A 22,195-nucleotide genomic window follows, 5' to 3' on the forward strand; every position below is an offset into this window, starting at 1 on the left:
CACCTTTTTTGATCTCAGCGGGGAATTTCGCCCGGGTAATTATACGGAGAGGAAAAACAGGGGGTTACAGAAGCTGAATCGATTAATAAAGGAAGGGGTTCTTCCGCCCGCATAACCGGGCGGAAAACAGCGCAACTTACAGGTCATCCAGAAAAGAGTTATCCAGCTGCTTAAAAGCGCGTTTCAGTAACTCGGCCAGTGCCATATAATCCGGTGTGCCTTCAACCGGCGCAATCGCAATCCCGGCTTCGGCAAATTTTGCACGGATTTCGTAAAACCAGCTGAGCAGCCCGGCCGGTAAAGGCGTGGCGGCGCGCCGTCCCAGCCACCATAACCCCTGCAGCGGCAGCGAGCAGGCAAACAGTGCGGTGGCGACTGCGGGACCTAATGCCCCGCCGAGGGCTATCTGCCATGTCAGGGTAAACACCGACAGCGGCGGCATAAAACGGATACCGAACTGTGTCGATTTTATGACACGATTCTCCGGGAAAACCGGGGCGAGCTGTTTCGCGGCCGGCCAGGTGGCGGCGTAACGTTTACCGAGACGCAGTGCGCGGAACAGACCCGGTTTTGCCGGTGTGTTATCAGGCATTATGACCTCAATCAATAAAAAACATAATAATTAAAATATGGCTACATTCAGTCAAAATATTTTTGTAGGATTAAGTATATTTTGAAATTGCTGTCATCTGCGGGTATGCTACGCCCGTTTAATCACGGTGAAATAATCCTGAGTTAATTATTTTGTCTGATGCCGCCTTTTTCAAGGGCAAAATGTGTGTTTTTACGCCAGCAGGCCTCAGACAACAGATTGCAGCGATGATTTATCGTTCAATATAAAAATTGCATGATGTTAATCATGAACGGCGCTGAAATATTGCGCTACGCTTAGTTAGATTACGTTTTAACCACTGTCTTAATACATAAGACTTATCCACAACAAGATTATAGGTAATTCCATGTCAAGTAAGCTGGTACTGGTACTTAACTGCGGTAGTTCTTCACTGAAATTTGCGATCATTGACCCTACAACTGGTGATGAATATCTGACGGGTCTGGCAGAATGCTTTAACCTGCCGGAAGCACGTATCAAGTGGAAAATGGATGGTGCTAAACACGAAGCACAATTAGGCGCGGGCGCTGCTCACAGCGAAGCACTGCGTTTCATCGTGAAAGATATCATGGGCGACAAACCTGAGCTGTCCGCACAGATCGGCTGCATCGGCCACCGTCTGGTTCACGGCGGTGAGAAATTTGCTCACTCTGTTATCGTCACTGACGAAGTTATCAAGGCAATGGAAGAGTGCTCTGCCTTTGCTCCTCTGCACAACCCGGCTAACCTGTTAGGCGTGGAAGAAGCACTGAAAGCCTTCCCTCACCTGGCTGATAAAAACGTTGGTGTTTTCGATACCGCTTTCCATCAGACCATGCCTGAAGAAGCTTACCTGTATGCCCTGCCGTACAGCCTGTACAAAGACCACGGTATCCGCCGCTATGGTTTCCACGGTACAAGCCACTACTTCGTCAGCCGTGAAGCAGCTAAAATGCTGAACAAACCGGTTGAAGAACTGAACGTAATCACCTGCCACTTAGGCAACGGTGGTTCTGTTGCAGCTATCGTTAACGGCGAGTGCGTGGACACCTCTATGGGTCTGACTCCGCTGGAAGGTCTGGTCATGGGTACCCGTTCCGGTGATATCGACCCGGCTATCATTTTCCACCTGCATGATTCAATGGGCATGAGCGTTGAAGAAATCAACAAAATGCTGACCAAAGAATCCGGCCTGCAGGGTCTGACTGAAGTCACCAGCGACTGCCGTTATGTTGAAGAAAACTACGGTAAACAAGCTGATGCGACCCGTGCAATGAACGTATTCTGCCACCGTCTGGCGAAATACGTCGGTGGTTATGCAACCCTGATGGAAGGCCGTCTGGATGCGATCATCTTCACCGGCGGTATCGGTGAAAACGCAGCGATGGTTCGTGAACACACCCTGGAAAAACTGGCTCTGCTGGGCTTCAAACTGGATCACGAACGTAACCTGGCTGCCCGTTTCGGTAACGCAGGCAAAATCACCACTGACGACAGCAGCATTGCCCTGGTGATCCCGACTAACGAAGAATTAGTCATCGCACAGGATGCAGCCCGTCTGACTGCATAATCTTTGCTCTCCGCCGGCCCCCGCCGGCGGATTTATTTTGAACACCGAATTGTGAAAAAATAAGAGGTTCATGTGTCCCGTACTATTATCCTCATTCCTACCGGCACCAGTGTCGGCTTAAGCAGCGTCAGCCTCGGGGTTGTCCGCTCAATGGAACAAAAAGGCGTCAGCCTGAGTTTCTTCAAACCGGTTGCACAGCCGCGCCGTGCAGGTATTGAAGATCAGACCACCCAGATCTTACGCGCTCACTCTTCCCTGAAGATGGCCGAGCCGCTGGATATGGATTATGTGGAAACCATGCTGACCACCAATCAGAAAGATATTCTGATGGAAGAAATCGTTGCCCGTTACCACGAGCATACTCAGGGTGCGGAAGTGATCCTGATCGAAGGCCTGGTACCGACCCGCAACTACCCGCATGCTCAGTCCCTGAACTACGATATCGCCCAGACTCTGGGTGCGGAAATCGTGTTCGTGACAGCACCGGGCAATGACACCGCAGCGGAAATCAAAGAGCGTCTGGAACTGATCCGCAATGAATTCGGTGGCCATAAAAACACCAACATCGCCGGTGTGATCGTTAACAAAGTTAACGCTCCGGTTGATGAGCAGGGCCGTACCCGTCCTGATCTGTCTGAAATTTTTGATGATTCATCCAAAGCCACTATCGCTCACCTGAGCGCGGATGATCTGAAATCCCTGCCTCTGCCGGTTGTCGGCAGTGTACCGTGGAACTTCGAACTGATTGCCACCCGTGCAATCGACATGGCGAACCACCTGGGCGCGAAAATCATCAACGAAGGCGACATCAAAACCCGCCGTGTGAAATCTGTGACTTTCTGTGCACGCAGCATTCCTCATATGCTGGAGCACTTCCGTCCCGGTTCTCTGCTGGTGACCTCTGCTGATCGTCCTGACGTGCTGGTTTCTGCCTGCCTGGCTGCGATGAACGGCGTGGAAATCGGTGCGATCCTGCTGACCGGCGGTTATGAAATCGACGACAGCATTGCCAAACTGTGCGAACGTGCGTTCGAAACCGGCCTGCCAATCTTCACTGTGAACACCAACACCTGGCAGACCTCTCTGAACCTGCAAAGCTTCAGCCTGGAAGTCCCTGCTGATGACCGTGAGCGCATTGAACTGGTTCAGAACTACGTGGCAAGCCACATCGATACCAAATGGATCGATTCCCTGGTTGCGGATTCAGAGCGTCCGAACCGTCTGTCACCACCGGCATTCCGTTACCTGTTAACCGAACTGGCACGCAAAGCGAAAAAACGCGTTGTCCTGCCTGAAGGTGATGAGCCGCGTACTATCAAAGCCGCCGCTATCTGTGCTGAACGTGGTCTGGCGACCTGCGTACTGTTAGGCGATCCGGAAGAAATCCGCCGCGTGGCAGCTGCACAGGGCGTGACTCTGGGCACCGGTATCGAGCTGGTTAACCCGGCTGACATCCGCGAGCTGTATGTTCCGCGTCTGGTTGAACTGCGTAAAAACAAAGGCATGACCGAAGTCGTTGCCCGCGAGCAGTTACAGGACAACGTTGTACTGGGTACAATGATGCTGGAGCAGGATAAAGTTGACGGTCTGGTTTCCGGTGCGGTTCACACCACTGCGAACACCATTCGTCCGCCGTTACAGTTAATCAAAACTGCACCGGGCAGCTCACTGGTATCTTCCGTGTTCTTCATGCTGATGCCTGAAGAAGTGCTGGTTTACGGTGACTGTGCAATCAACCCGGATCCGAACCCTGAACAGCTGGCAGAAATCGCAATTCAGTCTGCTGACTCTGTGAAAGCATTCGGTATCGACCCGCGTGTTGCGATGATCTCTTACTCTACCGGGACCTCCGGCCAGGGTGACGATGTTGAGAAAGTCCGCGAAGCGACCCGCATTGCTCAGGAAAAACGTCCTGACCTGTGCATCGACGGTCCGTTACAGTACGACGCCGCCGTGATGGCTGACGTTGCGAAAACCAAAGCACCAAACTCTCCGGTTGCGGGTAAAGCAAACGTCTTCATCTTCCCTGACCTGAACACCGGTAACACCACTTACAAAGCGGTTCAGCGTTCAGCAGACCTGGTCTCTATCGGACCAATGCTGCAGGGTATGCGCAAACCGGTTAACGACCTGTCCCGTGGTGCGTTAGTTGACGATATCGCATACACCATCGCACTGACTGCTATTCAGGCAGCGCAGGACGAAGCGAAGAAAAAATAAGTTCTGCTGACTGAAAAGTTACAGACCATAATCCCGGCCGGGTTTCCCCGCCGGGATTTTTTTATGCATCCTGTCAAAAAAACCGCCTTGCGGCGGTTCCCTGTATTTCAGCAGAAAAATTACTGCCGCAATTCATGCTTCACATGTGCCGTCTGCAACTGACCATGTACCAGTTCTGATAAATCCTGCAGAGATAATGATTTTCCCTGCCAGATCCGGACACCGGCCATCATAATCATCAGCTTCTGCTTTTTGGCATCGTATTTAAAGAAACGGCTTTTTGCTGCCATACCCGGTGCCGGTGCACCATCAGCCACATGAAGTGTGAGTGTCGCCACACCGGAAGTTTCCGCGATGTCATAATCAACGATGTAGTGCAGCGGATACGGCTGTGTCAGCTTTTCACTGACCAGTTGCCCGTGGCGGAACGCAAACAGCGGTGCTTTGCCTCTGTCGCGGTACATAAAGGCCACACCCCAGAACAGCAGTAACAGCCAGAAGCCGTGAACCGCACCGGAAGCTACCAGATCTTCCGCGCCGAGTTTCACCGTGGCAATACCCATCCCGGCCGCAACCACCAGACCAAAGATAAACATCATCCGGAACATTTTCCGCCGCTCGGTGATGATCACCTCATCTGCCGCGTCAGATTCATGCAGCATCGTTTCCAGTGCTTCTGTCCGCTGTGTGGTGTACTCCGCGACCATGCCGGAGAGTGACGCCGTCAGCATCATGGAAATCGCTTTGGCATCCGTGAACAGGTCCGCGATATTGGCGTAATCATCCGACTGCACTTCACGGGAAGCGTCGGCCAGCAGCTCATCACTGAGATCCTGAGACAGTGCTTCGATACGGGTACGGGTCTGCGGATGTGTGTCGCTCGGGTGACTGGTTGCCTCATTCAGGAACTGTCCGGCTTCCGGCACACCGCGCTCACGCAGACGCGCCATCACCACAGGCAGTAAATCATCTGTTTTCAGGGTACCTTCATACAACTCACCCAGGGTTTCCAAAATCACCTCACTGACCGCAGAGATACGCAGCAGTGATGACGCCACAGCCGCCGGTGAGCTGACCGATGCCCCCGCTTTATCCGCTTCCAGCTCACGGATACGGCTCCAGTGACTGACGGCAAAATCAAACTGCTCAAGGAAGAAGATTCCGAGATACACCGACGGGCTCATAATCACTTTACTGTAGTAATCCTGCACCTCGTTGGCCACCAGCGAAATACTGTGGCTCATTCCGGCATAGATCGGCGCAAAATTCAGACTATACGTGGTATCTTCGCCGGTGAAATGCCCCAGTTCGTGCCCGATAACCGCACTGGCTTCCTCACGGTTGAGCAGTGCGGAATAGAGCAGCGGAAAGTACAGCGTTTTCCCTTCAATCAGCTGATTTTCATTCAGGCTGATACTGTGGGATGTCACATAAAAACACTCTGTCATACCAACAACAATATGATCCGGCGACGGCGTGCCGACTTTCGCGGCAATCTCATCCACCCACTGCCACAGCCCCGGTGCTTCCTCCCGGCTGACGGCATGCCCTGTCACATCCGACGGTTCGCTGCGGAACATGGCAAAACTCTTGCGCAGCTTAAACAGCCCTTTGATGATGTACCAGATAATCAGCAGGATACTGATCAAAATAAAGATCATGATTTTCGCACCGCCGCCGCTCAGCACGAAATTACCGGCGAACCACAGCGCTTCATACGCCATCACACAAATGATGCTCAGGCCGACCAGCGTCATCTGCCCGGTCAGGATAAACGGCAGCATTTTGCGGCAGCGGGCAAAGACGTTCAGCAGCGTATCGCGGGAGCGCCGGGCAGCCCGGCCGCTGCTGATGCAGAGATAAATCGCCCCTGCTCCAAACAGCAGTGATAAAATCCCGGTGGCGACAGTTCCCAGACTGACACCCGCCCTGGCCAGAATCATGGCAATTTCGCTGCTGTATTTATTCAGATCACGGTTAATCATCCCCAGTTGCTGACCGGCAGACACAGTTTCCCCGTCATCGTAGGTAATCTGTGTATTCGGATCTTCCGCAATCAGACGCTGAAGCTCCGCTTTTTCTGACATAATATACTGGTAAGCCTGATATTCATCACTGATGCGCCAATACTGAAATGCACCCCATGCGGTGAGCAGCAGCGGTAATAACAACAGCCATCCTGCTAATTTATTTCTCATCATTATTCTCGTTCAGGTTGTATTTTATCATCTTCCGTCTATTTCCGGATAATTCTTATTAACCGGGCTTTGTTATTTAATATTTTTTAATAAAGCATAAGGTTTATTACATAAAATCATTGTAATTCATGCCGTTAACGGAAGTTTTTATGGTTTGATATTATTATCTGTATTCAGAACGGCATTCTACAGGAAAATGATTAAAGCCAGAAACCGGAATAATACAAATTATACTGAACTGTCTCTGATAATATTCTATTTTGCCGATATATTTACTGCCTGCGTTTTATTTCACCGTATTTTAAATATAAAAAAGCCTGCATATTGCAGGCTTCTCCGGTTTTTATTCTTTTTTATTCGCTGTCGCTGCTCATTTCAGCTTCAGGCGTTGCAACCGGCTTCTGCCGCTCTGCCGGGGTATAATTCTGATTATTCCGGGTCAGCCAGAGTGAGAGTGCTTTCAGTGAATCGGCCGTAAATTCGTCACAGCGGGCAGTGATTTCTGCCGGGGTCAGCCAGGTGACTTCCGATACCTCACTTTCCTGAAGCGCGAACGGCCCGTGAGTCACACAGCTGAATAACCCGCCCCAGACACGACAGACCGGCTCTTCATAATAAAACAGACCGTGTTCGGCAAACGGCACACCGGCGATCCCGAGTTCTTCCTCTGCTTCGCGCCGGGCAGAATCGAGCATCAGCTCGCCCTGCTGCACCACGCCGCCGGCAGTGGCATCCAGCAGACCCGGGCAGTAGTCTTTGTGCTCAGTCCGGCGCTGGACAAGAATTTTTCCCATGCCGTCATGCACAACGATGTAGGTTGCCCGGTGACGCAGGTTTTCCGCCCGCATCTGCTCGCGGGTTGCCTGGCCGATGACATCATTATTCTCATCGACCACGTCCACCCACTCGATAGCGCTATCTTGTTCCATCCTCTAACCTTTTCTTTTTTATCAGCATTACGGATGCTGTTTCTGTTTTTTCAGTGACACACGCTGTTAATCCGCGGGCCGCTGCTTTATACCGCTTTTATATACCAAACTAATAATGATAGTGTGCCATTATGGTCATTGAATCAGTATATCAAGAATTGATAGCGGTTCTATGATTGTTTTTCTTTCTTGCCGATCACATCCCCCGGCGGCAAAAACTGCTATAGTCAGAGAAACCTACCGGCAGAAGGAGCATCTATGCGTATTCTGATCACAGGCGGCACCGGACTTGTCGGCACTCCGCTGGTGCAGGCACTGATTGCCCGGAAATATCAGGTGGTGGTTCTGAGCCGCTCACCGCAGAAAGTCTATTCCCGTTTTTGCTCAGCCGCAGAAAACCTTAATTCACTCAATGATATAACACATCTGAATGACATCGATGCGGTGATTAACCTCGCCGGTGAGCCTATCGCGGATAAACGCTGGAGTGAAGAGCAGAAAAAGCTGTTGTGTGAGAGCCGCTGGCAGATAACCGAACGACTCAGTGAGCTTATTAATGCCAGTGAAACGCCGCCGGCGGTGTTTCTCTCCGGCTCTGCCGTGGGCTGGTACGGTGATCAGGGACAATCCGTCGTGACGGAGGATGACGAGCCGAATCAGGAATTCACCCACACTCTGTGCGACCGCTGGGAATCCCTGGCGATGAAAGCACAGAGTGAGAAAACCCGCGTCTGTCTGCTGCGCACCGGGATTGTGCTCTCCCCGGAAGGCGGCGCGCTGGCAAAACTGCTGCCGGTGTACCGCGCCGGTCTTGGCGGCCCTATTGGTAATGGCCGTCAGTATATGCCGTGGATCCATATCAGTGACATGGTCAGCGCCATTCTGTTTCTGCTCGACGATCCCGCACAGAACGGCCCGTTCAATATGACCGCGCCTTATCCGTCCCATAATGAGCAGTTTGCAGCGGTACTGGCGCAGATCCTGCACCGCCCGCATCTGCTGCGTGTTCCGGCATTTGTGGTGAAGGCGCTGATGGGAGAAGCGGCGGTACTGGTACTCGGCGGTCAGAATGCCCTGCCGAAACGGCTGGAGGAAGCCGGGTTCGGCTGTCAGTTTATTAATCTGGAAGAAGCACTGCGGGATTTACTGGACAGTCCGGCGGACTATTAATGCAGAGCCCGGCCGGAAACAAACGGCCGGGTGATTCAGATTACGGCTGTGCAGAGCGGGGATTTTTCGCCCCGCTCCAGCGGGTAAATAAATCTTCCGGTAATGCAATATCAAACTGATCGAGCACACGGTTGACCGTCTGGTCAATAATATCCTGCACCGTTTCCGGCTGATGATAAAACGCAGGCATCGGCGGCATAATCACCGCACCGATTTCCGCCGCCTGTGTCATCAGCCGCAGATGTCCCAGATGCAGCGGCGTTTCACGGACGCCCAGCACCAGTTTGCGCCCTTCCTTAAGCACCACATCCGCCGCGCGGGTCACCAGGGTGTCCGTGTAACTGTGAACAATCCCTGACAGGGTTTTCACCGAACAGGGCAGGATAACCATCCCCAGTGTTCTGACAGAGCCGGAAGATATACAGGCAGCGATATCACGCTCATCATGTACCACATCCGCCAGTGCCTGCACTTCCCGCAGACTGTACGCTGTTTCCAGCGCCAGTGTCTGCCGGGCCGCCTGACTGACAATCAGATGGGTTTCCACTTCCGGCACCGTTTGCAGGACCTCCAGCAGCCGCACACCATAGACAGCACCACTTGCGCCGGTCAGCCCCACAATCAGTTTTTTCATAACATCACCTGACAAAAAAGAGATTAACCCTCATTATATATCTCAAGGTTCTCAATTTCGTTATGATCCCGCAACTTTAATTCATCATCCTTACGTAAGTTTTCCACATAGTCGAGATAATCCTGGTCGATATCCTTGGTGACATAGATACCATCAAACACCGATGCCTCAAGACCCCGGATATCCGGATTCTCTTCACGCACCGCATCGATAAGGTCACTCAGATCCTGGAAAATCAGGGCATCCGCCCCAATCAGACGGCAGATTTCATCTGCTTCACGGCCATGTGCGATTAACTCGTTGGCATTAGGCATATCGATGCCGTAGACATTCGGGAAACGCACTTCCGGTGCCGCAGAAGCAAAATAGACTTTCTTCGCCCCGGCTTCCCGTGCCAGTTCCACAATCTGCTCTGACGTGGTGCCGCGCACAATGGAATCATCCACCAGCAGCACGTTTTTCCCTTTGAATTCGGTGCGGTTGGCATTGAGTTTGCGGCGGACAGATTTTTTCCGCTCCTGTTGCCCCGGCATGATAAAGGTGCGTCCCACATAGCGGTTTTTCACAAACCCCTGACGGTACGGCTTGTTCAGCATATGAGCGATTTCCAGCGCACTGTCCATTGAGGTTTCCGGAATCGGGATCACCACATCGATATCCAGGTCTTCCCACTCGCGGGCAATTTTCGCACCGAGTTTCTGCCCCATACGCAGACGGGCGTTATAGACAGAGACTTTATCGATAACGGAATCCGGACGGGCGAAATAGACAAACTCGAACAGACACGGTGTCAGTGACGGATTCGCCGCACACTGGCGGGTGTAGAGCTGCCCGGTTTCCGTGATATACACCGCCTCACCCGGCGCCACATCCCGCAGATATTCAAAACCGAGGGTATCCAGTGCGACACTTTCAGACGCGACCATGTACTCTTCACGGCCATCAACCAGAGTACGCTTGCCGAGTACCAGCGGACGGATACCGTTCGGGTCACGGAACGCCAGCAGACCGTGGCCGATAATCAGTGCCACACAGGCATACGCGCCGCGGATTTTGGTGTGCATCGCGCTGACAGCGGCAAAAATATTATCCGGCTCCAGCGGGTGAGCATCAAAGCGATCCAGCTCATACGCCAGCACGTTGAGCAGAATTTCAGAATCGGAGGTGGTATTGACATGACGGCGGGCTGTTTCAAACAGCTGATGTTTCAGCGTGTGCGCATTGGTCAGATTGCCGTTATGCGCCAGAGTGATACCGAACGGTGAATTGACATAAAACGGCTGTGCTTCCGATGCACTGGAGCTGCCTGCGGTCGGGTAACGGACATGGCCAATCCCGAGTGTGCCCTGCAAACGCAGCATATGGCGGGTTTCGAAAACATCTTTCACCAGTCCGTTGGCTTTACGAAGCCGGAAACCATTGTTACTGTCAATGGTTGCGATACCGGCTGCATCCTGGCCCCGGTGCTGTAACACCGTGAGCGCGTCATAAATTGATTGATTGACTTGCGTAAAACCAACGATACCAACAATACCACACATGTAGTTTTTTCCTCATCAGCCGGGCGGAGAAGGAAAATTCTCCGGCAGGAAACTTGACGCATTCTGGAGGTAGTCAAAGAACCACCTGATAACATGACTGAATTGGGGGATGAGTTGTGACTGCTGCCAGTCGCTGCTCTGACTCATCTGCGTAAAGCTGTCGAGGAAGAACAAAATTGCCGCCACGATCAGCACCCCGCGCAGAGCACCAAAACAAACCCCGAGAACACGATCTGTGCCTGATAAGCCTGTCCGCTGAACCAGTGAACCGATAACATGGTTAATCACCGAGCCGACAATCAGTGTCGCAACAAATAAAATCGCAATGGCGATTCCGTTGCGGACCAGCGGGTCATCAAAGCGCGTAAAATAGTCCGCCAGCAGCGGGAAAAACTCGCTGGCCACATAAAACGCACAGACCCAGGTCACTAACGATAAGGCTTCGCGAACGAAACCACGAACCAGGCTGACTAATGCCGAGAAAGCAATAATTGCAATAATTGCGTAATCAATCCAAACCATATCACTATCCAAATTGATGCCCCGGCATCAGTGACGGGCGCATTCTAACAGAAAACGAAAACGTTTGCGTAACGGATTTTTGCTCCATCCGAAAATAAATTGCGGCGAAATAAAAAATTATAATCGCCGCAAAGAGTTAACTGATTTTATTAACGGATATTGCTAATTCCTTAAATTCGCTACGGTTTATAAGACTGCACCCGGCCATCCAGCCCGGTAAGCTGTCTCAGTTCCCCCAGCGAGGACTTCAGCTCGGCCTGCGAGGCTGACGGCCCGACCATAATCAGCGTCAGCTTGCCACGCGGCACGGTATACACCTGATAACCGGATAACCGCAGTGTGGCGACAATCTCCTCCACCTTACGGGCATTAGATAATGCACCCAGCTGCACAACATAAGCCTGTCCCTGCGGCGCTTTTTCCGGTTTGGGTTCCGGTTTCGGCTCAGGTTTTGGTTCCGGCTCAGGCACTGGTTTTGGTTCAGGTTTCGGTTCCGGCTTAGGTTCCTGTTTCGGTGGCGGTTGTTTATCCGGGATCACCACCGGCGGCAGCGGATCCGCACCCGGCGGTACATTGGAGGTGGTACTGCCGCCCGCAGATGCTTCCGCAGGAGCTTCTTCCGTCCCGGTTTGTGCCGCTTCGGTAATCATGGCGCTGGATGCCCCTTCTGACGGCATCGTCGGCATGGTCTGATTGATCGGATTCACCGCATCAATCTCATCCTGCTCCCCTTCTTTCGGGATAAGCGGGATGGCTGCGAACTGGTCTTCGTTATATTTCTTATCGCCGTCCAGCAGCACCGGCAGGACAATCACACCCACCGCCACCAGGATAATGGTTCCGACTAAGCGATTCTGAAATTTACTGGCCACCCGCACCTTCCTTCGCTAAAACATCCATAACATGAGCCACCGTGTGGAATGACCCGCACACCACCACGATATCCTCCGGTGAAGCATCACGGCGCGCCTGTTCCCAGGCACTTTCCACATCGGCAAACTGCTGCGGGTTGGTCAGATGCTCCGCCAGCTGTTCTGCCGGGGCTCCGCGCAGTTCGGTCAGCGGCGCGACATACCAGTCTGTCACCTGCTCACCCAGCACAGCCAGGGTACCTTTGATATCTTTGTCGCCCAGCATACCGATCACGGCACGGACACGGCTCTGCGCAGTACGCGGTAACTGTGCCAGTTTTGAGACCAGATAACCGGCGGCATGCGGGTTATGCGCCACATCCAGCACGGTCAGCGGTTGCTGTGAGACAATCTGAAAACGGCCCGGCAGTTGTGCCTGACGCAGCCCGGTATCAATCGCCTCACGGGTGATGGCGCGGCCGGTTTTGTCTTTCACCTGACGCAGATTGTGGATCACTGCAAGGGCAGTCGCGGCATTTGCCAGCGGCACATTCGGCAGCGGCAGATTGTCGAGGGTTTCATCCTCACACTGCCACGTCCAGTGGTCACCCTGCTCTTTGTAAGACCAGTCATCGGCACGGCAGAACAGCGAGGTTTCCAGCTTGTTTGCCACGTCAGCGATAGTATAAGGCGCATCCGGCTCACCGATCACCGCCACACAGTGCGGGCGGAAAATTCCGGCTTTCTCGCGGGCGATATGCTCGCGGTCAGCGCCGAGCCAGTCGGTGTGATCCAGCGCGATACTGGTGATAGCCGTGATATGAGAATCGACGATATTGGTGGCATCCAGACGCCCGCCGAGGCCGACTTCCAGAATCACCACATCAAGGTTGGCTTCGCGGAACAGCTGCAGTGCTGCCAGTGTGCCCGCTTCAAAATAGGTCAGTGTGATATCGCCGCGCTGCGCGTCAATATCAGCAAAGACACGGCAGAAATCCGCTTCCGGCGGGTTTTGCCCCTGAATCCGGACCCGTTCGGTGTAATTCACCAGATGCGGGGAACTGTACACCCCGACCCGCAACCCTGCGGCCAGCAGGATGGATTCGAGCGTGTGGCAGGTGGTGCCTTTGCCGTTGGTTCCGGAAACGGTAATGACTTTCGGGGCGGGATAGCGCAGATTCATGATATCCGCCACCGCACCGACACGTTCCAGTCCCATATCAATAACCTGCGTATGCAGATCACCCAGATAAGAAAGCCACGTCATCATCGATGACGCGGCTGTCGGTCTTTCTCGCTTATCAGACATCGTGTTTTTTGACATCAGTCTCTGTTTCAGAAGATAAGTCGGTATCAGGTTCATCCGCGGTCAGGATTTCAATGATTTCACCTTCCTGCGGGAACTGATAGTTCGTCAGTTTTGACAGAATTTCCGCGACGGTATCACGCATTTCCGGGCGGCGGACAATCATATCGATCGCCCCTTTTTCAATCAGGAACTCACTGCGCTGGAATCCCGGCGGTAATTTCTCACGGACAGTCTGCTCGATAACACGCGGACCGGCAAAGCCGATCAGGGCTTTCGGCTCGGCGATATTGATATCACCCAGCATAGCCAGACTTGCGGAGACACCACCCATGGTCGGGTCAGTCAGCACAGAGATATACGGCAGACCGCGCTCCTGCATTTTAGCCAGAGCCGCACTGGTTTTGGCCATCTGCATCAGCGACATCAGTGCTTCCTGCATACGTGCGCCGCCGCTTGCGGAGAAGCAGACCAGCGGGCAGTTATCTTCCAGCGCCTGTTCAACCGCGCGGACAAACCGTGCACCGACCACAGAGGACATCGAACCGCCGATAAAGGCAAACTCAAACGCCGCCGCGACAACCGGCATGGTTTTCAGGGTGCCTTTCATCGCAATCAGGGCTTCTTTTTCCCCGGTTGTTTTCTGGGCGGACACCAGTCTGTCTTTGTATTTTTTGGAATCACGGAATTTCAGGACGTCTTTCGGCTCCAGATCAGTTCCCAGTTCCGTGGTACTGCCTTCATCCAGAAACGTCAGCAGGCGCGCACGTGCAGGGATCCGCATGTGATGATCACATTTCGGACACACCTCAAGATTACGTTCCACCTCCTGGCGGTACAGTACCTGACCACAACTGTCGCACTTCGTCCAGACACCTTCAGGAATGCTCGCCTTGCGTGTCTGGTTCATTGGGGTCTTATTCAGAATTTTTTCAATCCAGCTCATTAATGACCTTTCCGTCTGAAATCTGGCTCAGCCAGTGTAATTATTATCTGCCATTAAACCACATTGCTTATGCACTGTGGATAAAAAACTGCTCAAACCACTCAGGCGTCATCACGTTTCTGTGCTTTTTTCGCCGCACGGCGGTGACGCCATACCTCGATAATACCGGGCAATATGGAGATGAAAATAATCGCCACGATAAGTAATTTCAAGTTTTCCTGTACAATCTTGGTTTCCCCGAAGATATACCCTGCATAGGCAAATAATACCACCCATACAATTGCACCGATAACGTTAAACATCGCAAAGTGGCGATACGACATTTTACTCATACCGGCAACAAACGGGGCAAATGTCCGCACAATCGGAACAAATCGCGCCAGAATAATCGCTTTACCGCCATGGGTTTCAAAGAACGCATGGGTCTTGCGCAGGTGACTCTGACGGAAGATTTTTGAGTCCGGATTACGGAAAAGCCGCTCCCCGAAAAAGTGCCCGATAGTATAGTTTACCGCGTCACCGATAATCGCCGCTGTAATCATCAGCAGCACCATCACATGAATGTTCAGGTCGTTAGACGGCAGTGCCGCCAGTGTTCCCGCCACAAACAGCAGCGAGTCTCCCGGCAGGAACGGCGTGACCACAAGCCCGGTCTCACAGAACAGGATCAGGAATAAAATCGCATAAACCCAGATGCCGTAATCCGCGACCATCTCTTTCATATGCAAGTCAATGTGCAAAATAAAATCGATCAGATATTGAATATATTCCATATTTCACCCCGCCGGACGCAGCCTTATGCTTATCCGGCCAATAAATTAATCTGCCAGGAAAAGCGGCCCCATCGCCGGTGACGGCAGGGCAAATTCTTCCGGGTAATCCACTGAAACCAGATACAAACCTTCCGCCGGTGCTGTCGCCGGTGCCAGTGTCCGGTCTTTCAGTGCCAGCAGCTCCGCCATCCGGCTGACCGGTAAATTACCGCAGCCGACCTCCAGCAGAGCGCCGGTGATATTACGCACCATATGATGCACAAAAGCATTGGCTTTGATATCCACAATCACATACTGCCCCTGACGGGTGACGTTGACATGCATCACATTACGCCACGGGCTTCTGGACTGACACTGCGCCGCGCGGAAAGAGGAAAAATCATTCTCCCCCAGCAGGCTCTGTGCCGCTTCATGCATCCGCTTTTCATCCAGCGGATAATGAAAGTGGGTCACACCCTTGCTGAGGATAGCCGGACGAAAACGGTGATTGAAAATCACATAGCGGTAACGCCGCGCTGTGGCACTGAACCGGGCGTGGAAGTTTTCCGGCACGGTTTTGACCCAGCGCACCGCGATATCCGGCGGCAGATGGGTGTTTACGCCCATCGTCCAGGCCGCATCTTTCCGGACAGCTGCCGTATGAAAATGCACCACCTGACCGGTGGCATGCACCCCGGCATCGGTCCGGCCCGCACAGAAAACCGAGACCGGCTCTGCCGCCACTTTTGACAGCGCTTTTTCCAGACAGCCCTGCACACTCGCGACTTCTGACTGACGCTGCCAGCCGTAATAACGGCTGCCGTCATATTCAATGCCCAGCGCGATCGTGGTTTTACCCTCTTCCGCCGGTAAAGTCACCTCTGACATCAGTAAAACTGCTCCTGCGTCAGACGCTCGGCAATTTCGACTGCCATCAGTGCGCCGCCAAACTGTACGTTATCCGCCACTGACCAGAAGTGCAGAATTTCCGGAATACCGTAATCATTACGCAGACAACCGATATTCAGCAGATGATTGCCGGAGGCATCCGTCACCTGAGTCGGGAACTCCTGCTCTTCTGAGAGCTGAATATCCTCTGCCCGTTCCAGTTCATCACGGGCTTCCTCACTGCCGAGCGGACGCAGTGTTTCCAGCTGCACGATCTGCGCGTTGCCGTAGAACACAGGGGACTGCACACAGCTCACGCTGATCGGCAGACCGGCATCCTGCAGGACTTTGCGGGTTTCTTCCGCGATACGGCGCTCTTCTGACACACTGCCCTGCTCATCGGTCAGCAATGGCAGAAGGTTAAACGCCAGCTGTTTGCTGAAACGACCGGCTTCCGGCGGGATGCCGTTGAGGAGTTTTGCACACTCCCCTGCCAGCTCTTCCACCGCACTTTTCCCGAAACGGGAAACAGAGAACAGGTTAGTCAGATTAATGCGGGATAACCCGGCGCTTTCCACCAGCGGACGGATAGCGGTCAGTAACTGGCTGACAGTGCTGTCTGCCAGCGCAATCAGGTTACGGTTGCGGTATTCGCTCAGTGCCTGCGGGTTCACCGACGGCACCACCAGCGGCACGTCAGGCTCCAGCGCAAACAGGCCGCTGCTGTCAATCACAATACAGCCGCTGTCCGTCGCCGCTTCATAGTACGCAGCGGTGGCTTCCGCACCGGCCATGAAAAAGGCCAGCTGCACCTGTGACCAGTCAAAATCACGGGCTTCGGTAACCAGATAGCTTTTGCCGTTCATGCGCACCGATTCTCCCGCGCTGCGCTCCCCGGCCAGTAAATATAACTCTCCCACCGGAAATTCACGCTCTTCCAGTAATGACACCACGGCGCTGCCGACAGCACCGGTCGCACCCAATACGGCAATATTCCAGCCTTCTGACATAGTTATCTCCGGAACAAAGACTGCACCGCGTCAGCGCGGTACAGTCAGAAAAAGAATGATGAAAAAATGATTTTATGCGCGGTATTCTGCCGTGAAACCCAGGTCAGACAACAGCGCCGCACTCTGTGCATCATCACAAATAACAGTCAGTGATGACCACTCGCGGCGATCAGGATAAAACTTACGCAGTTTATCAAACTCACCCGTCACACCGGCCACCGCACGTAATGCCGCATCATCACGGCGGACATCATAAACCAGATGCATTAAACGTTTGAGAATACTTTGCGTTACTTTACCTGACAGTGTGATACAGCCGAATTCCGGTGCCGGTAACAATTCTGACAGCGCAACCTGCTGTGGTTGTCCGGTGAATTCCGCAAAGGCTTCAAAGACCTGCGTGGTACCACGCGCCTTGCCTTCCAGGGTATAACCGGCAATATGCGGCGTACCGATATCAACCAGTGAAAGCAGTTCAGTTGACAGATCCGGCTCCGGCTCCCACACATCCAGCACCACACTCAGTGGTTTGCCGCCGGCCAGTACCGATAACAGCGCCCGGTTATCCACCACCGCACCACGGCTGGCGTTGATCAGAATGCCGTTGTCTTTCATGGCACTGAGACGGGTTTCATCCATCAGATGCAGTGTGGTGTACGGCCCGGATTTATTCAGCGGGGTATGGAATGTCAGGATATCAGCCTGTGCCACCAGGGTATCGATATCATAAAATGCCCCGGCATCACCGTTATCCGCACGCGGCGGGTCACAGATGAGAATATTAACACCCAGTGCTTCCAGACGCTTCGCCAGACGGCCGCCGACATTCCCGGCCCCGATAATCCCGACGGTTTTATCTGCCAGCTGAAAACTGTCACGCTCCGCCAGCAGCATCAGGGCAGAAAAGACATATTCCACCACAGCAATTGCGTTACAACCCGGCGCTGAGGAGAAACCAATTCCCTGCTCCGCCAGCCAGGCTTTATCCACATGGTCAAAACCGGCGGTTGCGGTACCGGTGAATTTCACCGGGGTATTTTCCAGCAGCTGTGCATTCACTTTCGTGACAGAACGCACCATCAGTGCGTCAGCATCATCCAGCACCCCGTCCGGTAACGGACGTCCCGGCACCGCCACCACGTCCCCGAGACGGGAAAACAGGGTTTCGGCGTAAGGCATATTCTCATCTACAACGATTTTCACGGGCTTCACCTTCATACTGTCGGCGGCCGGCGGAGACCTGTCGGTACGGCGGCACAACCGGAATTGAAACGGATGGCCGCTATTTTGCCACTTCTGCGGGATAAAACCTACGCCCGGAACACCGATTGTTGCTAAAGAGAGCAATTAAGGCTGATGACGGAAGCGCTCCGGCGTGACACCGGCCAGCTGAGAAAACATGGCAATAAAGGCGGATGATGAGCTGTAACCCACATCCAGCGCGACATTCTGCACACTGCGGCCTTCCTGTAATAACGCCACCGCCCGCAGAAAACGCAGGCGCTGACGCCATTCACTGAAGGACATTCCCAGTTTCTGCTGACAGCGGCGGGATAATGTCCGCTCTGAAGTAAAGCGCCGCGCCGCCCACTCCGCCAGTGACGTGTTATCAGAAGGATCGTTCTCCAGCGCGCTGAGTACCGGTGCCAGCAGTTTATCATCCGTGACCGGCAGATAGGTCGGCTGACAACGCGACAGCAGCAGCTGATCCGTCAGTACCAGCGCCAGCCGTCTGTCCGCGTCAGTTTCCGGTTCACGGACTTTGCGGCCGAACAAATCCTGCATCACGGCACTGAACACCGGCGTCAGCTCTATCACACAGGCCATCTGCGGTAACTGCGGTGCCCACTGCGGCGAAATATCAATAATTTTGAAAGAGGCGCAGGCTTTGTTATAACTGGCATGTTCCGTTCCCGGCGGGATCCAGATACAAAACCCCGCCGGCGCCAGATAGCGCTGTCCCTCAACGGTCATTTCCATCACGCCGCTGGCGACATACAGCAACTGGCCGAAGGGGTGATGATGAAGGGCAAACTCCGTTTCCGAATAAAACTGTTCATGACGGCAGATTAATGTCACCGGGTCTTTCACACCCAGTGATGAAATATCTGACTTACGGGCCATCTTGTCAGATCCTCTCTATAAATTGGCGGGATATCGTTATATAGAATAATTAAGACAGATTACACTACACCACCTGCCTGATAATGAAAATGAGTTTAAGAATGAAAAACCTGCTTTTACCCCTCGGGGCTGTATTAATCTGGTCTGTGAATGCCGTGGTGAATAAACTGGCCGCCGGTGCCATCGCCCCCGGCGCGATTTCCTTTTACCGCTGGGCACTGGCACTCGCCGTGATGACGCCGTTCCTGATTATGCCAATCTGGCAACAGCGCGCGGTGATCAAACAACACGCGTGGAAACTGTTTATCCTCGGTTTTCTCGGCATGGGGCTGTATCAGAGCCTGGCGTACTACGCCGCGTATACCGTCAGCGCCACCTTTATGGGGATTATCACCTCGCTGATCCCGCTGCTGACCGTGGTGTTAAGTATCCCGGTACTGCGGATCGCACCGACCATCGGTATTGTGCTCGGCACAATTCTCTCCCTGAGCGGCCTGACCTGGCTTATCAGCAAAGGACATCCGGCGGATTTACTGCATCAGGGGCTGGGACAGGGTGAAATGCTGATGTTTATCGCCGGTCTCGCTTATGCCTTCTACGGCGTGCTGACCAAACGCTGGGCTATCCCGCTGTCGAGCATTCACTCGCTGTATATGCAGATTGTTTTTGGCGTGCTGCTGCTGATCCCGGTATTCCTCAGCGCCGGTGATGTGACACTGAACCGCGATAATATCGGGCTGGTATTGTATGCGGGGATTGCGGCCTCTATTTTTGCGCCGCTGTTGTGGATCCTGGGCGTTACCCGGCTGGGTGCAAACGCCGCCTCTATCTTTATGAACCTGGCACCGGTACTGACCGCCATTATCGCCGCTGTCTTCCTGAAAGAAGAGCTGCACAGCTATCATATTATCGGCGGTGGTGTGGTACTGATCGGGGTCATTATGGCGCAGCGTCTGCGCACACCGCTGACACAGATTATACGCTGCAAAACGAAAAAAACACAGCCGCAGCGGTGTGGTGCGGGGGAATAGGTAAAAACAAAATCAGGGTCCGGTATTCAGGGATAACCAACAAAAATGAAAAGTATTAATTCATTGATGAATCATATAATTTTCTTTTGTTGTTATCCCTTTTTTACTAACTTTATCAATGCCTTATTTTTACTCTGCTATTTTTTAGTATCTTTGCAATTTTTCATATCCGTCACAAAGTGACAAAACAGTATCAGTATTGATTCTTATTATCATATATGACTATGTTAAAGTCCTGTCAGTGGCACACCAAACGACGGAATACCATACAGTGACTAAAAAATATTATATTCAAAATATGTGCTGGGGCTGGTTTTATACTTCTATTTTCTTTTACTATTGCTGGAATGATAATTTTAAATACAGACTGACCTTTTTGCTATTATCCATATTTGGATTTATTTTTTATCCTGTTGCAAAATGGATAACTGAATACTTTTTCCTTAAATTCACGACACCACAATTCTGGAAAAGTGGTTTTTTCATTGATACACCGGGAAGAACTGGTTTATTGGCCATATATGGTTGCTCTGTATTTTTATTATCACTGCCTATAATAATAATTTTTATTATTGCTATTCTTATAAAAAGGCTACCACAGAAATAGGCAGCCTCTGTTTTTATAAATTAAATCCCCCAAAACAGATTAGCTTTTTCAGCCAGTTCATCATCAATCAATACTCCGGTGCCGGCCATTATCAAACCATAGCCTATAAGGCCGACGGGATTTCCCAGCAATACACTGAAGATGAATGCAACTACAACAGTCGCAGCATTCCCGGCTGCGATGACTTCGGTTTTAACAAAAAATGGCCGCCAATTATCTGTTTTTACAGATTTAATCAATTCACCAACCCAATCAAATGCATTGATTGCATGACTCAGAACCCCCATACCCTTGCTGAATTTTGTAAAATTTTTTGCGATTTCTGCTGACTTGATTGACTCTAACGCCGCGACAATAGCCCTGCGATCTTCAGAATTCATTTTCTTATTAAAGTTATTCCTATATTTTTCGTAAGCTTTCAATGCATCATCAATATCCCGGATTTTCTTCCCTTTTGCCTGCTCTGCCAGAGCACCAGCTAATTGTTCCGCCTTGTCTCCGGTTCCTTTCTGATTTCTTCATCCACCGGATGCATCCAGCCATCATCGGCATCATCCCATACAGGATTGGGGGATGTGTTCATATCCGCAATATTCTGATCCCAGATATGAGTTATCCTGCTGCTGTCTGCCGGGATATCCCCGGTCCATCCGGTAACAACCATAGTCTCGCCATTATCTGATGCTTTTTGCCAGCCCTCTCCTTTCCAGTGATATCCCATGGAGGTCATCACATCACGTTCAAACGGTGTGGTGTCTTCGTATCGATTCGTCATAACATATTCCTTTTATAAAAATGCTCAGTGAATACAAATCGGCTCCCGGCCGTGTTTTTCACTGTAATTCAGGAATATGTTGTTTATTAAAACTAAAATTACGCAGGTCTGTATCTTATAAAATAAGGTAACAAGGCGGGATACAAAAAACCGCCGTGTGGCGGTTATCGTAATAAAAACGGAAGTAAGTTATCCGGAAGGTTCAGCGCAATCCCCGCGTATGGGTTTTCGCTGACCAGTTAAAGGTTTCTTCTCCGCCGCCGGGTTTGATTTTATCCTTTTTTTTCTGTGCCCGGACTTTGGCGGCAGCGGCATCCACTTCTTTGGAAATCTCGGTGATAATCTGATCTTTGACTTTATTCTGCTCCGCATTGGTCAGCGGACGCCCCAGTTTCTTTTGTTCCTGAGCCAGCCGGGTGCGGACACGGATTTTCTGCGGCTCAGTCATCTCTGCGATAGTCAGCTTTTTCATTCATCACCCCTGTGGCAGTAAAAGGATAAACAGTACCGTTATACCCTGACAGAGTTT

21 protein-coding genes are annotated in these 22,195 nt (G+C 52.2%); 4 read left to right on the forward strand and 17 right to left on the reverse strand.

Translation table 11 applies throughout. From position 1 onward, the window contains the following. Positions 1 to 136: 136 nt before the first annotated feature. Positions 137 to 592, reverse strand: a complete 456-nt coding sequence (gene yfbV / locus HMPREF3119_RS13105; protein ID WP_004235143.1) for a terminus macrodomain insulation protein YfbV — start codon at positions 590 to 592, stop codon at positions 137 to 139. 367 nt (positions 593 to 959) lie between these two features. On the opposite strand from yfbV, the gene HMPREF3119_RS13110 reads away from it, so the two are divergent. Next, positions 960 to 2,162: an acetate kinase gene (locus HMPREF3119_RS13110; RefSeq protein WP_004235141.1), complete on the forward strand. Its 1,203-nt coding sequence runs from the start codon at positions 960 to 962 to the stop codon at positions 2,160 to 2,162. 72 nt (positions 2,163 to 2,234) lie between these two features. Beyond that, the gene (pta, locus tag HMPREF3119_RS13115; RefSeq protein WP_004239858.1) at positions 2,235 to 4,382 is read left to right on the forward strand and encodes a phosphate acetyltransferase; all 2,148 of its coding nucleotides are present in this window, start codon (positions 2,235 to 2,237) and stop codon (positions 4,380 to 4,382) included. Between the two features lie 119 nt (positions 4,383 to 4,501). Here pta and HMPREF3119_RS13120 read toward each other — a convergent pair whose 3' ends face one another. Together HMPREF3119_RS13120 and yfcD are read right to left on the reverse strand one after the other, a co-directional pair. After that, on the reverse strand, positions 4,502 to 6,583 hold the full coding sequence (locus HMPREF3119_RS13120) for a M48 family metallopeptidase (protein ID WP_070579974.1): 2,082 nt from the start codon (positions 6,581 to 6,583) through the stop codon (positions 4,502 to 4,504). Between the two features lie 350 nt (positions 6,584 to 6,933). After that, positions 6,934 to 7,509 carry an NUDIX hydrolase YfcD gene (gene yfcD, locus HMPREF3119_RS13125; protein WP_004235136.1) on the reverse strand — a complete coding sequence of 192 codons (576 nt, stop codon included), beginning with the start codon at positions 7,507 to 7,509 and terminating at the stop codon, positions 6,934 to 6,936. Positions 7,510 to 7,767: 258 nt separating this feature from the next. On the opposite strand from yfcD, the gene HMPREF3119_RS13130 reads away from it, so the two are divergent. Then, positions 7,768 to 8,679 (forward strand): TIGR01777 family oxidoreductase, encoded by a 912-nt coding sequence (locus HMPREF3119_RS13130; protein WP_004239855.1) that lies wholly within the window; start codon positions 7,768 to 7,770, stop codon positions 8,677 to 8,679. A gap of 40 nt (positions 8,680 to 8,719) precedes the next feature. Here HMPREF3119_RS13130 and HMPREF3119_RS13135 read toward each other — a convergent pair whose 3' ends face one another. From HMPREF3119_RS13135 to HMPREF3119_RS13185, 11 genes are all read right to left on the reverse strand, one after another. Next, positions 8,720 to 9,313: a UbiX family flavin prenyltransferase gene (locus HMPREF3119_RS13135; RefSeq protein WP_036417761.1), complete on the reverse strand. Its 594-nt coding sequence runs from the start codon at positions 9,311 to 9,313 to the stop codon at positions 8,720 to 8,722. 23 nt (positions 9,314 to 9,336) lie between these two features. Further along, positions 9,337 to 10,854, reverse strand: coding sequence for an amidophosphoribosyltransferase (purF, locus tag HMPREF3119_RS13140; protein ID WP_004235129.1), 1,518 nt, complete (start codon positions 10,852 to 10,854; stop codon positions 9,337 to 9,339). Positions 10,855 to 10,869: 15 nt separating this feature from the next. Beyond that, positions 10,870 to 11,376 carry a colicin V production protein gene (cvpA, locus tag HMPREF3119_RS13145; protein ID WP_004235126.1) on the reverse strand — a complete coding sequence of 169 codons (507 nt, stop codon included), beginning with the start codon at positions 11,374 to 11,376 and terminating at the stop codon, positions 10,870 to 10,872. Positions 11,377 to 11,555: 179 nt separating this feature from the next. Next, positions 11,556 to 12,248 carry a cell division protein DedD gene (dedD, locus tag HMPREF3119_RS13150; RefSeq protein ID WP_046024472.1) on the reverse strand — a complete coding sequence of 231 codons (693 nt, stop codon included), beginning with the start codon at positions 12,246 to 12,248 and terminating at the stop codon, positions 11,556 to 11,558. After that, entirely contained in the window at positions 12,238 to 13,536 is a 1,299-nt protein-coding gene (folC, locus tag HMPREF3119_RS13155; RefSeq protein WP_024473357.1) for a bifunctional tetrahydrofolate synthase/dihydrofolate synthase, read from the reverse strand. Before folC ends, dedD begins: the two co-directional genes overlap by 11 nt. Further along, positions 13,529 to 14,479, reverse strand: a complete 951-nt coding sequence (gene accD, locus HMPREF3119_RS13160) for an acetyl-CoA carboxylase, carboxyltransferase subunit beta (protein ID WP_004235120.1) — start codon at positions 14,477 to 14,479, stop codon at positions 13,529 to 13,531. The genes folC and accD overlap by 8 nt, the downstream gene beginning before the upstream one ends. 101 nt (positions 14,480 to 14,580) lie before the next feature. Then, complete coding sequence (locus HMPREF3119_RS13165; protein WP_024473359.1) at positions 14,581 to 15,252, reverse strand: DedA family protein; 672 nt, start codon at positions 15,250 to 15,252, stop codon at positions 14,581 to 14,583. A gap of 45 nt (positions 15,253 to 15,297) precedes the next feature. Further along, positions 15,298 to 16,119 (reverse strand): tRNA pseudouridine(38-40) synthase TruA, encoded by an 822-nt coding sequence (gene truA / locus HMPREF3119_RS13170; protein WP_070579976.1) that lies wholly within the window; start codon positions 16,117 to 16,119, stop codon positions 15,298 to 15,300. Then, a complete protein-coding gene (locus tag HMPREF3119_RS13175) occupies positions 16,119 to 17,129 on the reverse strand; it encodes an aspartate-semialdehyde dehydrogenase (RefSeq protein ID WP_004235112.1) in 1,011 nt (336 codons plus the stop codon). The genes truA and HMPREF3119_RS13175 overlap by 1 nt, the downstream gene beginning before the upstream one ends. A gap of 72 nt (positions 17,130 to 17,201) precedes the next feature. Next, on the reverse strand, positions 17,202 to 18,332 hold the full coding sequence (gene pdxB, locus HMPREF3119_RS13180) for a 4-phosphoerythronate dehydrogenase PdxB (protein WP_064483615.1): 1,131 nt from the start codon (positions 18,330 to 18,332) through the stop codon (positions 17,202 to 17,204). A gap of 144 nt (positions 18,333 to 18,476) precedes the next feature. Next, positions 18,477 to 19,253 (reverse strand): AraC family transcriptional regulator, encoded by a 777-nt coding sequence (locus tag HMPREF3119_RS13185; RefSeq protein WP_004235108.1) that lies wholly within the window; start codon positions 19,251 to 19,253, stop codon positions 18,477 to 18,479. Positions 19,254 to 19,354: 101 nt separating this feature from the next. On the opposite strand from HMPREF3119_RS13185, the gene HMPREF3119_RS13190 reads away from it, so the two are divergent. After that, complete coding sequence (locus tag HMPREF3119_RS13190) at positions 19,355 to 20,284, forward strand: DMT family transporter (protein WP_070579978.1); 930 nt, start codon at positions 19,355 to 19,357, stop codon at positions 20,282 to 20,284. Positions 20,285 to 20,911: 627 nt separating this feature from the next. On the opposite strand, the gene HMPREF3119_RS13195 is transcribed toward HMPREF3119_RS13190, so the two are convergent. From HMPREF3119_RS13195 to HMPREF3119_RS13205, 3 genes are all read right to left on the reverse strand, one after another. Further along, positions 20,912 to 21,361: a colicin-like pore-forming protein gene (locus tag HMPREF3119_RS13195; protein ID WP_072144569.1), complete on the reverse strand. Its 450-nt coding sequence runs from the start codon at positions 21,359 to 21,361 to the stop codon at positions 20,912 to 20,914. A gap of 8 nt (positions 21,362 to 21,369) precedes the next feature. Continuing rightward, positions 21,370 to 21,666: a hypothetical protein gene (locus HMPREF3119_RS13200; RefSeq protein WP_004235102.1), complete on the reverse strand. Its 297-nt coding sequence runs from the start codon at positions 21,664 to 21,666 to the stop codon at positions 21,370 to 21,372. Between the two features lie 202 nt (positions 21,667 to 21,868). Next, on the reverse strand, positions 21,869 to 22,138 hold the full coding sequence (locus HMPREF3119_RS13205) for a YjbD family protein (RefSeq protein WP_004235101.1): 270 nt from the start codon (positions 22,136 to 22,138) through the stop codon (positions 21,869 to 21,871). Between the last annotated feature and the right edge of the window lie 57 nt (positions 22,139 to 22,195).

This window comes from Morganella sp. HMSC11D09, assembly GCF_001807955.1.
Lineage (GTDB): Bacteria > Pseudomonadota > Gammaproteobacteria > Enterobacterales > Enterobacteriaceae > Morganella > Morganella morganii.